This window comes from Methylocystis sp. Se48 (assembly GCF_056269425.1).
Genome location: NZ_CM149850.1, coordinates 963726 through 977867, shown reverse-complemented (window position 1 = coordinate 977867; position 14142 = coordinate 963726). Strand labels below are relative to the sequence as shown.

Annotated in this window: 11 protein-coding genes; 5 read left to right on the top strand and 6 right to left on the bottom strand. The window is 65.1% G+C overall.

Features of this window, described 5'->3' with window-relative positions; translation table 11 throughout:
- Positions 1–77 precede the first annotated feature (77 nt).
- The 4 genes from dnaG to ACV959_RS04775 all read right to left on the bottom strand — a co-directional run bounded on the left by dnaG (position 78) and on the right by ACV959_RS04775 (position 6298).
- Complete coding sequence (gene dnaG / locus ACV959_RS04790) at positions 78–1985, bottom strand: DNA primase (protein ID WP_475738777.1); 1908 nt, start codon at positions 1983–1985, stop codon at positions 78–80.
- Positions 1986–2076: 91 nt separating this feature from the next.
- Positions 2077–4521, bottom strand: coding sequence for a TonB-dependent receptor (locus tag ACV959_RS04785; RefSeq protein WP_475738776.1), 2445 nt, complete (start codon positions 4519–4521; stop codon positions 2077–2079).
- A 132-nt stretch (positions 4522–4653) separates the two neighbouring features.
- Positions 4654–5109 carry a nickel-responsive transcriptional regulator NikR gene (nikR, locus tag ACV959_RS04780; RefSeq protein ID WP_475738775.1) on the bottom strand — a complete coding sequence of 152 codons (456 nt, stop codon included), beginning with the start codon at positions 5107–5109 and terminating at the stop codon, positions 4654–4656.
- 49 nt (positions 5110–5158) lie between these two features.
- Positions 5159–6298 carry a HupE/UreJ family protein gene (locus ACV959_RS04775; protein WP_475738774.1) on the bottom strand — a complete coding sequence of 380 codons (1140 nt, stop codon included), beginning with the start codon at positions 6296–6298 and terminating at the stop codon, positions 5159–5161.
- 172 nt (positions 6299–6470) lie between these two features.
- On the opposite strand from ACV959_RS04775, the gene ACV959_RS04770 reads away from it, so the two are divergent.
- Positions 6471–7574 carry a HupE/UreJ family protein gene (locus ACV959_RS04770; protein WP_475738773.1) on the top strand — a complete coding sequence of 368 codons (1104 nt, stop codon included), beginning with the start codon at positions 6471–6473 and terminating at the stop codon, positions 7572–7574.
- A gap of 76 nt (positions 7575–7650) precedes the next feature.
- Here the strand turns inward: ACV959_RS04770 and ACV959_RS04765 are convergent, their stop codons facing one another.
- Entirely contained in the window at positions 7651–9687 is a 2037-nt protein-coding gene (locus ACV959_RS04765; protein WP_475738772.1) for a PHA/PHB synthase family protein, read from the bottom strand.
- Between the two features lie 305 nt (positions 9688–9992).
- Here ACV959_RS04765 and ACV959_RS04760 point away from each other — a divergent pair, with 305 nt between their 5' ends.
- Positions 9993–10349 carry a hypothetical protein gene (locus tag ACV959_RS04760; protein ID WP_475738771.1) on the top strand — a complete coding sequence of 119 codons (357 nt, stop codon included), beginning with the start codon at positions 9993–9995 and terminating at the stop codon, positions 10347–10349.
- Positions 10350–10456: 107 nt separating this feature from the next.
- Entirely contained in the window at positions 10457–10795 is a 339-nt protein-coding gene (locus ACV959_RS04755; protein ID WP_475738770.1) for a hypothetical protein, read from the top strand.
- 46 nt (positions 10796–10841) lie between these two features.
- Here the strand turns inward: ACV959_RS04755 and ACV959_RS04750 are convergent, their stop codons facing one another.
- Positions 10842–11267, bottom strand: a complete 426-nt coding sequence (locus tag ACV959_RS04750) for a hypothetical protein (RefSeq protein WP_475738769.1) — start codon at positions 11265–11267, stop codon at positions 10842–10844.
- Positions 11268–11409: 142 nt separating this feature from the next.
- Here ACV959_RS04750 and ACV959_RS04745 point away from each other — a divergent pair, with 142 nt between their 5' ends.
- Positions 11410–12645, top strand: coding sequence for a flagellar hook protein FlgE (locus ACV959_RS04745; RefSeq protein ID WP_475738768.1), 1236 nt, complete (start codon positions 11410–11412; stop codon positions 12643–12645).
- A 15-nt stretch (positions 12646–12660) separates the two neighbouring features.
- The gene (gene flgK, locus ACV959_RS04740) at positions 12661–14136 is read left to right on the top strand and encodes a flagellar hook-associated protein FlgK (RefSeq protein WP_475738767.1); all 1476 of its coding nucleotides are present in this window, start codon (positions 12661–12663) and stop codon (positions 14134–14136) included.
- Positions 14137–14142: the final 6 nt, after the last annotated feature.

Below are 14142 nucleotides of genomic sequence, written 5' to 3'. Positions count from 1 at the left end.
CCGATTCGCCCCAACATTCGCCTCGGGGTCTTAACGCCCCGCTAACCAACCAGAAATCGCGCCCGGAGACTAAAAAGTCAAAGTGGGCGCGACAAGCGGCCCGAAAGGGCTCCGAACCCCTCGAGAGCCGCTTCTGCGCCATCTAGCGCGGTCAGTTGCGTTTGAATATCCCTCAGTCGCGCTGAATCTCGCTCGCTGGGATTTGCGGCCAGACGGGCTTCAACCGCGCGAAGCTCCCTATTTAACGCGAAGAAGCGTCGATGCAAGACCAAAGCCTGACGAAGGCTCTCCGCCGCGTCCGAGGCCGCCGCCTCGGGGCGCACGCTCCAGAGCGCGGCGTGCGCAACCATGCCTTCGAGACGGGACGCCACGCCGCCGAGGCCGGCCTCCGCCAGCGCCCGCGCCAGGTCTTCGCGTTCGCCGCCGCCGCCCTCCGCGAAACGCACCAGAGCGTCGCGCAGGGACGACGCGTCGGGCGACGCGAATTCGAGGCCCGCGACCTCCTCGACCTGCGCCAAGAGAACCTCGGGGTGGTTCATGAGGATGAGCAAGATCAGCGCGTCACGCGGCGCGATGGCCGGCTGGACGCCTCTGAACAGCGGGGAATTGGCGAGCGCAGGACTTATCTGGACGGGTCCCGTCTCGGGCGCGCCGGGCCGGAAGGGCGCGCGACGGCGGGCCATGAATTCACGTCCGCGGGCGGGCGCTCCCGGCGCGCGGCCAAAGAGTCGGGAGAGGCGATCGTTCAACTCCTGCGCGTAGTAGCGGCGCAGCGTCTCGTCGCCGATCTGGCCCGCGATCTCGCGCAGGCGCCGATCGAGCCCGGCCCGGCGCTCCGGCGTGTCGAGCACGGCCCCCTCCGTCTCGCGCATCCAGAGAAGGTCGACCAGCGGCAGAGGCGCGCCCAGCGCCTTGGCGACCGCGCCCGGGCCGCCCGCGCGCAACAGTTCGTCCGGATCCTGCCCGCCGGGCAGCAGCACGAAACGCAGCGTGCGGCCGGGGCCGATGAGCGGCAGGGCGGTGTCGACGGCGCGATAGGCGGCCTTCCGTCCGGCCTTGTCGCCGTCGAAACAGAGTATCGGCTCCTCCGCCATGCGCCACAAGAGGCCGCATTGCTCGGGGGTCAGCGCCGTGCCGAGCGGCGCGACCGCGTGCGGAAAGCCCGCCGCCGTGAGCGCGATGACGTCCATATACCCTTCGACGACGACGACGGCGCCGAAGTCGTGCGCCGCTTTTCGGGCGTTGTGAAGATTGTAGAGCGTCGCGCCCTTATGGAAGAGCGGCGTCTCCGGGGAGTTGAGATATTTGGCCTGCGCGTCCGCCTCCAGGGCGCGCCCGCCGAAGGCGATCACCCGGCCCGCGCGGTCGCAGATCGGGAACATCACGCGGTTACGGAATCGGTCGTAGGGAACCGCGATGTCCTCGCCGTGGATGAGGAGGCCCGCCTCGATCATGGTCTCGACGCTCGCGCCCTTCTCCGCGAGCCAGTCGCGCAGGGCGTGGCGCTCCGGCGGCGCGTAGCCGAGGCGGAATTTCTCGCGGGAGTCGGCGGAGACCTGACGGCGGTCGAGATAGGCGCGCGCCTCGCGGCCGGAAGGGCCCGAGAGCTGCCGGATGAAAAACTCCGCCGCGAGGTCCAGAACCTCCTGCAGCGTGGCGCGCTTCCTTTCTTCGACGCGCTGCGCCTCGGTTTCGACCGGCATGGGGAGTCCCGCCATGGCGGCGAGCCGCTCCACCGCCTCGGGGAAGGAAATCCCGTCGGTCTCCATGAGAAAATCGAAGATGTTGCCGTTCTTGCCCGCCGAGAAGTCGAACCAGCGCATCTTCTGGTCGTTGACGTAGAAGGAGGGCGTCTTTTCGGCGTTGAAGGGCGAGAGGCCGCGCCATTCGCGGCCCTCTTTCCTGAGCTTCACCTTCTGGCGCACGACCTCCGAGACCGGCACGCGCGCGCGGATTTCATCGAGGAAAGTGGGTGAGAAGCGCATGATCTGTCCGCAGTCCCTGGACTGCGGTTGTAGCATCTCAGGGGCGGACTCCGAGAGTCGAAAGGGAGCGGCGCGCGGGCGCCTCCGCCACTCAGTTCGAGAACGCCCGGAACGGCTCCGCCGCGTCGGGCAAGCTCGTGATCGGGCCGCCGTCGAGGGTCAGCGGCCCTCCGATGCTGACGCGCAGGGCCGGGGGCTCGACGGGTTTGAAATGGCGGTCCATGACGCCGACGCCGCAGACCGGAGCGGGGGCGATTCCGGCCACGCACTGCTGGTAGAGCGGGTCGCTCGGCAGGAGCGAGCCGTAGCCGTAGGTGATCTGGTCCGAGCGGGAGTTGAAGATGTTGAAGGCGTCGATCTGGAAGCGCCAGCCGTCCGCCCAGCGATAGCCCAGGCGCGCATTGACCGTGCCGGTCGCGGGCGATTTGAGGTAGCCGTCGGGCGTCAGCGGCCGCTGGCCGAAATAGCGGTATTTCAGCCCGCCGAACCAGCCCGTCGACTCGCCGATCTCCAGCCCGCCCATCGCGACGATCGCCGGCGCGTTGAAGAGATAATTGCCCGGCGCATTGCCGAGATAGGTTCCATAGGGCAGCGCCTCGGGGGCGATCAGATCGAGATAGCCGAGCCAGGCCTGCTGGTCGACGCCGCGGAAGCGGGCGCGCACAAGGGACACGTCGCCGTCGAACATCAGCCAGGACGTCGGCTTGTAATGGTTGGCGATTTCGATGCCGTAGCGGCGGCTCGGGCGGCCGAATTCCGTCGTGCCCGCGTCGCCGACATACTGGTTCTCCGACTCGAGATTGAGCCAGAAGAAGCTGATGCTCGAATCGAGGCCCTCGATGAATTTCGTGCGCGCGCCGATTTCCGCGCCGCGCGATTTCACGAGCAGCGGAATGCGCGCAACCGGAACGAAGGCGTCGTCATCCCCGAGCTCCGTCGTCGCGACGCGCTGCACCGCGCCGCGCGCGTCGGTCGAATGGAAGCCCTCGCCGTAGTTGAAGTAAAGCTCGGTCTTGTAGAAGGGGCCGACGATGATCGACGCCTTCGGGCTCACAAGCGCGGCGCCCTTGACGCCCTGGTTGAACGGCCCGGCCCAGACGAAGGCCGGCAAACCGTTGCTGTCGAAGACCTTCGGCGCGTCGTAGAGCGACTGGACGTTGGCCACATTGGCGTTGAAATAATCGAAGCGCACGCCGCCGATCGTCGTGAGCCAGGGCGTTACATGAACAGAGGCGTCCGTCCAGATTCCGATGCTGCCCTCGCCGACGTAATTATTGCCGATCGTTTGATAGGGCGTGCGCCGCAGGCTCTCCTGCAGACCCAGGCGGATGTCGTCATAGCGGCCCTGCAGGCCGATCCGCGTCTCGACGGGAACTCCGAACATGTCGGTCCATTTGATCCCGTGCTGGGCGTTGACGCCGACGATGGTGCGATTGTCGAATTGACGGAACTGGTCGCCAAGGTCGGGATGCGCGAGGAAATAGGTGAAGTTGTTGTAAAGCTCCAGCGTCTGGCGAACGACGTAGCCTTCTACGCGGGTGGAATGATCGCCGTCCGTCTGGCTCCAGCGCCCGGAGAGCGAGAAGCGCGACGTCGCGCCGCCGTCGGTGGCGTCGAGCGTGCCCCACAGAGACTTGAGGCCCGAGGTCACGGCGCGCATCGGGATCTGGTCGGTCGAATACCACTTGTTGACGTAACCCATGAAGGTCGCCGCCGCGCCGTCGGTCTCCGTGCCGCGCGACCAGCGCAGCACGCTGTTGAACTTCCTCAGATTGTCGCCCCGCTCCCACGGGCCGTTGTAATAGTTGGCCTCCGCCGCGCCATAGGCCGAACCGCCCGCGAAATCCTTGTAGGGCTGGATGGCGAAGGCGCGGCCATAGCCGAAACTGCCGCCGGTGAGGCCGAAATAGCCTTTGTCGACCTTGTCGATATATTGCATGTAGATCGACCCGGCGGAGGAGAAATCGCCGTCTTCCGCGCTATACGGCCCCTTTCGGGCCAGCACATAGGACAGAAGTTCCGGGATCAGAAAATTCGTGTCCGCATACCCCTGCCCATGGCCGTGGGTGCGCATGTTCAGCGGCATGCCGTCGAGATAGATCGCGAGATCCGTGCCGTGGTCGAGATTGAAGCCGCGCAGATAATACTGGTTCGCCTTGCCGTCGCCCGAGTGCTGCGTGACAACAAGTCCAGGCACAATTTCAAGCGATTCGCTCGGACGCGAATAGGGATAGGCCGTGACCTGGGGACCCGTGAAAAACTTCTCGCTCGACGAGGTGATCGGCGGCGGCTTCGGTCCCGACGGCTGTGGCGCCGGCGCAGCCTGCAGGATCGGCGACGAGGGAACCGGACCGCGCGCCGCGCGGGCGGGCGCGCGAGGCGCCTGAGACGGTGCGGCGGGGGCCGCCGTGCGATGATGCTGCTGCCCGCCGACGACGATCGTGGGCAAAGAGGTGAATTGCGCCCGCGCCTCGCAATTCCAGAGGGCCGTAGCGATCGCGCAAAGCGAGACGGATGCGAGACGGCGGCGGATCATGCGCAACTCCCGTAAGACGCGGTTGTGATTTTTTTTGAAACTTGTCTTACTCTATGCAGGGCTGTCAATCTGCCGCGCCTGAATTGAGATGGATGTTACTTTTTTGCAACAGAAGGTTAAGGCGCGATCAACCTAAGGATGCGCGTGGCGATGCGCGCCGCCGAGGGCCGTCTTCTCTTCCGCCTCGGGATCGGCCGGCACCACGACGAGCTGGCCGTAGCGAACGCCGCGCTCGCCGACGAGATGGCTCGCGAAATGTTCGACCTCTGATTTCTGCCCCTTGAGCAGGGAGACTTCCAGGCAGGTCGCTTCGTCGAGATGCACATGAAGCGTGGCGATCGACATGTCGGCGTGGGTGTGATGGTCGTGAACGAGCTTCTTGGACAGCTGCCGCGTTTCGTGGTCGTAGACATAGACGAGAGCCGCGACGCAGTGGCGGGAGCCGTCGTCCGCCTTCGGCTCCCTGACCAGCCCCGCGCGCACCAGATCGCGCACCGCCTCTGAACGGTTCTGATGCCCGCCCGCCTCCATGTAGCGGTCGAGCGCACTCATCAGCTCGTCGTCGATCGTCACCGTCACGCGCTGCACTGCTGTTGCTCCGGCTTTCTGCGCATCGAAGCAACTAGCAGCGGCCGCGCTAATTTACAACGCCGAGACGAACGAGGAGCCAGTAGGTTCCGAGAGCGGCGATGAGCGCCGAACAGGCGTAGACGAACCGGTAGCTGCGCTCGCCCTTGTTGAACAGCCGGTCGATGGCCGCCAGCAGCGGCAGCACGACAATCACAACGCCGATCTGGCCCGCCTCGACGCCGAGATTGAAGCTCGCCAGCGCCGGGACGATCGCGCGCTGCGGCACCCCAAGTTCAATCAGACCGCTCGCGAAACCGAAACCGTGGATGAAGCCGAAGGCGAAAGTGTCGCGCCAGCGGCCGTCGGTCTTTCGGGTGAAAAAATTCTCGACCGCCACGTATATGATTGACAAAGCTATGGCGATCTCGACCCAGAAGCTTGGCAGATCGACAAGCTGCAGCGCGGCGAGCGACAACGTCACCGAATGGGAGACAGTGAAGGCGGTGACGATCTTCACCACCGGCCAGACGCGCGTCGCCCAGAGAACCACCGCGAGCAGGAAGCACAGATGATCGTAGCCGGTCATGATGTGTTCGACGCCGGCCGCGAAGAATTTCGGCGCAAGCTCCCATGGCGAGAGCAGAGGCTTCGATAGATCGACGGGGCCATCGCCCGCAAAGAGCATCACCTGACCGGGTGCGGGCTCGGCTCCCCTCTTCTGCGCGTCGGTGAGTTCCTCGGTCGCGGAGCGTTCGCCAATCCCGAAGAGGTGCTTGCCGCGCGCGCCCTGCGCTTTCAGAAGCTTCTCCGGATGGTAAAAAATCTGTCCGCGCGTTTGCGAGCAGTCGAAGTAAAGTACGATTTTTGCGTCGTAAGGATTGGTTGGATCTTCGCCCACGGAATCCACTCGGCTTGCGCAGGTCTCGCCGGCTTCATTCTGCAACTCCACCCGACGCTGAATGAATTTGCCGATTTCGGATTCGAGCGCGCCGGGCGGAGAGAGATCAATCCCCTCCCGCTCTGATTGCGTCTCCTGGAACATACGCTCGATGTCCGTGCCGAGAACGCCGATGTCGACGCGATACTTGTCGCCGCCCTGCGGCACGACGCGGCCGCTGGAAATATCCGCCGTGTGTGCGCGGGCAGGCGCGCCCAAAAAGGACGTCGCGACGATGCTCAACATGACAATAACAAGCTTTGGAGACATTGCGTTCGCTCCGTGGGCGCGGCGCAGCCGCAAAAGTATGATGTTTTTATAAACACATCATACTCACGCCGTAAACAAGGCCGAACGCAGAAATTCGCGCCCACGCGACCTTGTCCGCCCTGCTCGCCTTTGGCATGTTGCGCGCCAACCAAAACAAAGGGAAACGCCGACGATGACCGGGTTCTGGAGGAGATTGGCCGCCGTACTGTTGTTCTGCGCCGGGGCGAGCCTCGCCGCCGCCCCGCCCGCCCTTGCGCACACGCCCGACATTTCCACGGGCAAGATCGCGCCGCAGGCCGGCAAGGTCTATGTCGTCGACGTCGGCTTCCTCGCGACCGACCTCGAGCGCATGTTCCAGGAAACGATGGACGAGCGCGCGGGAGTCGATCTCTCCCCGCCCGGCGCGCTCGAATCCGAAATCGGCAAATTCGTCGCGAAGCGCGTCGCCATGCGCGACGAAACCGGCCGCGCCTGCGTCGGCGACGTCGAGAAATCTGGCGAAGACCCGACGAACCAGGACAGCGCCCTCATCGTGATGCGCTTCGATTGCTCGGGCGCGACAGGCAAGATTTACTACGACCCGACGAAGCTCCTCGCGACGCAGGGCTCCAAGGGCAAGCATCTCGTGACCCTGCTCGGCGAAAACGCCGGGGAGGCCATGCGTTACCCACAGGACCCCCCGCTCGATCTCGCCCAGCCGCTGGAAACGACCGGGCAGTTGATGTGGAAGTTCTTCCTCGCCGGCATCGAACACATCGTCACCGGCTACGACCATCTGTGCTTCCTCTTCGCGCTGATCCTGTGGGCGACGCGCGTCTGGCCGGTGGTCAAGATCGTCACGGCCTTCACCATCTCGCACTCCATCACCCTGTCGCTGGCCGCGCTCAACATCTTCGCCCTGCCCTCGAACATCACCGAGGCGCTGATCGCCGCCTCGATCATTTTCGTCGCAGCGGAGAATTATTTTTCCCGAGACGTCGACAACCGCTGGCGCAACACCTTCCTCTTCGGCTTCATCCACGGCTTCGGCTTCGCAACGGCGTTGACGGAAATGGGCGTGCCGCAAGGCGGGGTCGTGCCGGCGCTCGCCGCCTTCAACATCGGCGTCGAAGCCGGGCAGATCGCCATCGTCATGGCGGTGATGCCCCTCCTCTTCGGGATCGACAAGGCTACGGGCGGCAAGCGCAGCGAAAAGCTCGTCTACGCGATCTCGGGCCTCATCGCCCTGGCGGGCGTCTACTGGCTGCTGCAGCGCATCGGCGTGCTGCCGGGCTGAGCGACGTCATCCGGGGCGGACCGGGTCGGGCCGTCCGCCCCCGATTTTGCCGCGAAAGTCGGCGGCCGGCCGCGCATCAGCCCTTGACCCGCACATATTCGCCCGGCGCGTCGCACAATGGCTTCAGCTTGCCGCCGCCGGGTTCGCGCGCGGGAACCTTGCCCGGCGCCTGCGCCGTCACCCATTGCAGCCAATGCGGCCACCACGATCCCTTGTGGTCCTCGGCCCTCGAGACCCATTCCTCGAAGGTTCCCTTCACCGGCCCGCCGGTCATGTAGTTGTATTTGCCCTTGGCCGGCGGATTGATGATGCCGGCGATATGGCCCGAGCCGCCGAGCACATAGGTCACCTCGCCGCCGAAAAATTTGACGCCGCGGAAGACGGAGCGCGCTGGCGCGATGTGATCTTCCTTCGTGGCGATCGAATAGATCGGGATCGTCACCAGCCGCAGATTGATCGGCACGCCGTTCATCGTCATCTCGCCGCGCGTGATGCGGTTTTCGAGATAGCAGCTGCGCATGTAGAAAGAGTGATTGGCGCGCGGAATGCGCGTCGAGTCGGAATTCCAGTAGAGAAGATCGAAGGCCGCTGGCTCGACGCCCTTCATGTAATTGTTGACGACATAATTCCAGATCAGTTCGTTTGGACGCAGCATGTTGAAGGCGTTGGCCATTTTCACGCCTTCGAGATAGCCGGTCTTGGCCATGGCCTCGTCGAGCGCCTCGAGCCGCGCCTCGTCGATGAGGATCTGGAGATCGCCCGCCTCGCTGAAATCGACCTGCGTGGCGAAGAAAGTCGCGCTTTCGATTCGATCGTCGCCCTTGGCCGCCATATAGGCCAGTGTGAGCGAGAGCAGCGTGCCGCCGACGCAATAGCCGGCCGCGGTCACCTTGCGCTCGCCCGTCGCCTTCTCGATCGCGTCAAGGGCGGTGAGAATGCCCTCGTTCATATAGGCGTCGAAGCCCTTTTCGGCTTGGGATTCGTCCGGGTTGACCCAGGAGATGATGAAGACCGTGAAGCCCTGATCGACCGCCCAGCGCACGAAGCTCTTCTCGGGGGTGAGGTCGAGCACGTAGAACTTGTTGATCCACGGCGGCGTCAGCAACAGGGGGCGCGCATAAACCTCCTCGGTCGTCGGCGCATACTGGATGAGCTCCATAACGTCGTTGCGCCAGACGACCTTGCCAGGAGTCGTGGCGAGATCGACGCCGAGACGGAATTTGCTGTCGTCGGTCTGACGGATCTTCAGCATGCCGCCGCCGGCGGAAATGTCCTCCGCGAGCATCTTCAGGCCGCGCACCAGATTTTCGCCCCTGTTCTCGATCGTCGCGCGCAAAAGTTCGGGATTGGTCGGGACGAAATTCGACGGCGACATGGCGCTGGAGATGAGCCGTGTGTAGAAGGCCGCCTTCGCGCGCGTGTGGGGATCGAGCCCCTCGGCCTTGTCGACCATCTCCCCCGCCCAGCGGGAGGCGTGCAGATAGGACTGCCGCAACCAGTCGAAGAAAGGGTTCTGCTCCCACTCGGGCGAGGCGAAGCGCTTGTCGCCCGGATCGGGCTCGACGACCGGCGGAACCTTTTCGCCGGAATAGCGACGCATCGTCTGGCGCCAGATTTCACTCAGCCCGCCGTAAAGCTCCGCCTGCGCGATCGCCGCCCGCTCGGGCTTGGCGAGCCAATATTCCGCCACCGTCCCGAGCGTCTTGGTGGCGTCGGCCACATTCGCGGCCAGTTCGCTGCGCGGCCCCGTAGCTTCGACGCTGCCGATCGCCGCCGCGAGCGCCTTGCGGCCCTGGTCGACGAACTCCGCCATATTCTCCGCCATCGTCTCGAAATCGACGCTGGTCAGCGGCCCCGGAAGCGGCGCGAACGCCGCTGGCGGCGAAACGGCTCCGGCAGTCGGCTTCGGGATTGCAGGCGCGTCCTGGGCGCCGTTCTCAGCCTTATTCGCCGGCGGCTTGACCCTCGCCTTGGAGGCGGCGGCGGGTTCGCTCGTCTTGGCTTTCTTGCCGCCCTTCTTGTCGGACTTGGCCTTGCGCTCCGAAACCGCCCCGGTCCCTGGCGAAGCTTTTCGCCGTTTGACCGCAGGCTCTTCGTCGCGACTGATCGTCATGCTCTTTCCCGTAGCTGTTCCGGACGCGCCGTCGCTTCCGTCGGAAGCGGGCGTTCATTATGAACGTACTGGTCGGGCGCGTCTTGTTCTATCGTCGCGTCCGTCTCGAAAAATATCTGCCGACGGCCCCCGCCGCGCGCCCTTCATCGATATAAGCGGCTTCTATTACAATTCGATAGGGTCCGGAAAGCCGCGCCGGCGAGCCATGATGTCGCGGCGAGCCGCGTGCGGAAGGCTTCGCGCCAGCCTCTCCGCGCAAAAAGGGCGGGGAAGGCCGGCGCCCGCCGGCGGAGGCGGAGACGAACATGTTGCGACGGACGCGCGGCGCGATTCTGGTCCTCTCGACCTTCTGCGCCGTCGCCGGCTGCGCGCGGCGCCACGGGGAAATCGAGCCGGAGCCAATCCCGCCTTTCGCCTACGAGCCGGCGACCTGCCGCCAATTATCGCTGATGCACGCGAAAACCATGCGCTCCCTCGTTTTCTCCAGCATCATTCAGGATCAGCATCACGCCGACGATCGCACGCGCACCTTCGGCGTCCCCACGCCGATGGCGACGTTGTTCGACGAAAACCGCGAGGCGGAGGTCGCCCGGCTGAAGGGCGAGGCGCTGGCGCTCGCCGAGCAACTCGAACGCGCCGGCTGCGTGGCGCGCGAGGGATGAGTTTTGCGCGCGCCGTGCGGTCCGCCCCGGGGGCGGACGGGCGCGAAGATTTTTCAGGCGCCCGGACCGCCGTCGGCGCCAGGGCCGAGAGTAATGCGGAGGCGTAGATGCGTGTCGTGAAAACCGGCGAGATCGCCGTAATGTCGATCGAGGAATGTCAGCGCCTGGAGGCGCCGCTGCGGCGCGACCTCGAGGTGCTCGATTACGAGATCCGCAGCCTCGTCTCCCGCATTCGCAAGGAAGCAAGCGAGGCCGGCGCCGACGACACGATCTTCGTAACCGCCTCTTCCGCCGTTCTGCTGTCCATCGCCGCGGGCCTTGTGGCGCGGGCGGCGGAAGACCGGAGAATGGCTTTCGACAAAAGTTCATTCGTCGCGAGCGCGGACAGCGCAGCCCGATGGGCGGGGGAACGGCGGCTGAGATATTGCCTTGGCGGCGAAGCCTAACGCGCATTCCGATCGCGAAGGCCTGTCGACTCTTGCGGGCTGCGCGCTAAAGCGCGTACCATCGGCTTCGCATGCGTCGCGCGGCCTGCGTCTTGCCGGGCGTCGGCGAGCGGGACAGGCGGCAGCCGACCTCGCCGCCGCGGCGCCAAACGACTTGCGCGGCGAAAATCTCGCCGCGCGCTTCATCGAAAAACTGGAAGCGCGGCGGCAAAACGACATTGCGCGTCAGGCCGAGACGCGCGCCGCCTTCGGTGCGATCGGCGACGATGCAATCGCAAATGAACCGGTCGGCGGCGTCGAGCGCCTTTCCCCATTTCAACCGCGTCTCGCGACGCCTTTCGCTGCGTCTTTCCGGCGCCGTCTCGTTCAGGCGCGCGAAAGTCGCAAGACCTCGGCGCTGCGCGCGCCAGCGCGTCAGCGCCGACATTCCGGCGTCCAGGCGAACGGCTTCGACGAACCGCGGTTCTTTCATGAATGCTTTCTTTCCGCAGACTGCGACTTCTCGTTAAGCGACGCGCCGCCTCTCGCGCAACGCCGTCGCGGCGCAGGCTGAAAGCTTCGGACAAGCCGCCCGGGTTTAACTCTCCTCGGGTCAATCTCTTCGAGACGGCGTAATGAGCACCACATTCGGCCTGTTCAATACATCTATCATGGGCATGTCCGCGCAGGCGGACGCGCTCGCCAATATTTCTGAAAACATCGCGAATTCCGGCACGGTCGGCTACAAACGCGCGACAACGCATTTTCTCACCGTGCTCAGCGGTTTCCAGGGCTCGAACCAGTTCGGCGGCGGCGTGTCGACGCGTAGCCGTTACGACGTGACGGGCCAGGGTGCGCTCATGCACACGGGCTCCTCCACCGATCTCGCGATTCAGGGCAACGGTTTCTTCGTTGTGTCGGATCGCTCCGGGGCGACCTTCCTAACCCGCGCCGGTTCCTTCGTGCCCGACGCCGAAGGCCGCCTCGTCAACGCCGCCGGCTATTATCTGATGGGCTTCCCCGCCGGCGCGGGAACGGGCGCGCTCTCGAACATGGAGGTCGTTCGCATTCGCAACGACCGCCTCTACGCCAATCCGACCACCGCCGGAACGCTCTCCGTCAATCTGCCTTCCTCCGCGGAAATCATTCCCGCTGCAAACCTGCCGTCGACCAATACGGCCGGCGCGCGATTCAGCGCCAAGACGTCTCTCACCGTCTACGACAATCTCGGCAAGCCGGTTGTGCTCGACGTCTATTACGCCAAGACCGCCGCGAACACATGGGAAATGACGGTCTATGACTCCGCTGGCGCAACGAGCGGAGGCTTCCCTTACTCATCCCCGCCGATTGCGACGCAGACGCTGACATTCGATTCCGCCAACGGCTCGATCCTGACGGGCGGAGAACTCGCCTTCACGCTTCCAGGCGGATCGCCAATCAGGCTGGATATGAGCAACACCACCCAGCTCGGCGCGCCCTTCGCCGTCAACAGGGCGACGGTCAACGGCAACGCCGCGGGCGCCATCCGCGACGTGCAGATCTCTTCCGATGGAACATTGAGCTACCAGCTCGACAACGGCCAGATGGCTCCCGCCTACCGCATCGGCCTCGCCAATGTCCCGGCGCCGACCGCCCTGGCCAACTACACAGGCAATGTCTACGCCGCGACAGGCGAATCCGGACAGATCGCCGTCGGCGCGCCGGGAAGCGGCGGCCTCGGCCTCGTCGCCTCCGCGACTCTCGAAGCCTCGACCGTCGATCTCGCGACGGAACTCTCAACGATGATCATCGCGCAGCGCGCCTACACCGCTAACACGCAGTCCTTCCAGGTCGCGTCGGAAATCCTGCAGGTTCTCAACAATCTCAAGTAAGCGCGGAGCAGCGCGATGTCACTCACCACAGCCGGATTGATCGCTGGAAAGTCTCTCGGCGTCATCTCCAATCAGATCAGCGTCGTCTCCCGCAACATCGCCGGAGCCGGCCTCGCCGGCGTCAGTCGAAAGGCTCCGCTCCTCGCGGCGGGACAGAACGGCGTCGATTTTCTCGGCGTCGGACGCGCGGCCGATTTCGCGCTCTTTCGCAGCCTTCTCTCCGCGACGGCGTCGCAAGGCGCTTCCGCGACGGTCTCCGACGCTCTCAGCCGCATCGACCGAGCCCTGGGCCTCTCCGATCCATCGACGAGCCGCTCGCCGGCCGCGACGATCACGAGGCTCACGAGCGCCTTGCAGAGCTACAGCGCGTCTCCGGACAACGAGAGCGCCGCGCAAATGGCGCTCGCGGCGGCGAAGGACGTGGTCGCCTCCCTGCGCGACGCGACCGCGGCGACCCAGGACGAGCGCCGCCGCGCTGACGAAGCCATCGCCTCCGCCGTCGGCGAAGTGAACGACATTTTGACCAAATTCGCCGAGTTGAATCGAGAGATCGTCGCGGGAACCACGAATGGCGCGGACATCACCGACGCGCTCGACGAACGTGACGGTCTGCTCGCGCAACTCTCTGCGAAGATCGGCGTGACCACCGTTACGCGGCCCAACAACGATATGGTGATCTACGCCGACAGCGGACTCACATTGTTCGAAACCACGCCGCGCAAGATCACCTTTCAGCCGACCCCGAATCTCGCGCCCGGAGTCGCAGGCGCGCAGGTCTATATCGACGGCGTGCAGGCCACCGGCGCCCCGGGCTCTCCCTTCGCCTTGCGGTCCGGCGAAATTTTCGGACTGACGCAGATTCGCGACGTCGCCGCGCCCCAGTTTCAGGCGCAGCTCGACGAAATCGCCCGCGGCCTCGTCGTCGCCTTCGCCGAAGCCGATCAATCCGGCGCCGGCGGCCCGCCGCTTCCGGGACTTTTCACCTTCTTGGGCGCGGCCGGCGCGCCCGGCCCGACGTCGATCGCAGGTCTCGCCGGCGCGATCGAGATCAACGCCAACGTCGATCCGTCGCGCGGCGGCGTCCTCACGCGCCTTCGCGACGGCGGCGTTTCCGGAAACCCCGCCTATGTCTACAACCCGAGCGGCGCCGCCGGCTATTCGGCGCGTCTACTTCAGCTCGTGGGCGCCGCCGCCGCCCCGCAAGATTTCGACCCCGTCGCCGGACTCGGCGCGAGCGGGTCATTGAACGCGATCGCCGCCGGCTCCATCGGCTGGATCGGCGCTCAGCGCAAGCAATCCGACGGCGAGAAAACCTATTTCAACGCCCTGGTCGCACAGACGACGCAGGCGCTATCGAATGCGACCGGAGTCAATCTCGACGACCAGATGTCGCAAATGCTCGCGCTCGAAAATTCCTATCAGGCGTCTGCGAAGCTGCTCGAAACGGTCAACGCGCTTTTCGACTCCCTTGTCGCCGCCGTCCGCGCGTGAGTGTCG

What these genes read in the sequence shown, in the direction of transcription:
- ACV959_RS04760 (WP_475738771.1), top strand. Translation starts at nt 9,993, where the DNA reads ATGTTGCGACGGACGCGCGGCGCGATTCTGGTCCTCTCGACCTTCTGC.
- ACV959_RS04745 (WP_475738768.1), top strand. Translation starts at nt 11,410, where the DNA reads ATGAGCACCACATTCGGCCTGTTCAATACATCTATCATGGGCATGTCC.
- ACV959_RS04770 (WP_475738773.1), top strand. Translation starts at nt 6,471, where the DNA reads ATGACCGGGTTCTGGAGGAGATTGGCCGCCGTACTGTTGTTCTGCGCC.
- ACV959_RS04755 (WP_475738770.1), top strand. Translation starts at nt 10,457, where the DNA reads ATGCGTGTCGTGAAAACCGGCGAGATCGCCGTAATGTCGATCGAGGAA.
- dnaG (WP_475738777.1), bottom strand. Translation starts at nt 1,985, where the DNA reads ATGCGCTTCTCACCCACTTTCCTCGATGAAATCCGCGCGCGCGTGCCG.
- flgK (WP_475738767.1), top strand. Translation starts at nt 12,661, where the DNA reads ATGTCACTCACCACAGCCGGATTGATCGCTGGAAAGTCTCTCGGCGTC.
- ACV959_RS04750 (WP_475738769.1), bottom strand. Translation starts at nt 11,267, where the DNA reads ATGAAAGAACCGCGGTTCGTCGAAGCCGTTCGCCTGGACGCCGGAATG.
- ACV959_RS04775 (WP_475738774.1), bottom strand. Translation starts at nt 6,298, where the DNA reads ATGTCTCCAAAGCTTGTTATTGTCATGTTGAGCATCGTCGCGACGTCC.
- ACV959_RS04765 (WP_475738772.1), bottom strand. Translation starts at nt 9,687, where the DNA reads ATGACGATCAGTCGCGACGAAGAGCCTGCGGTCAAACGGCGAAAAGCT.
- ACV959_RS04785 (WP_475738776.1), bottom strand. Translation starts at nt 4,521, where the DNA reads ATGATCCGCCGCCGTCTCGCATCCGTCTCGCTTTGCGCGATCGCTACG.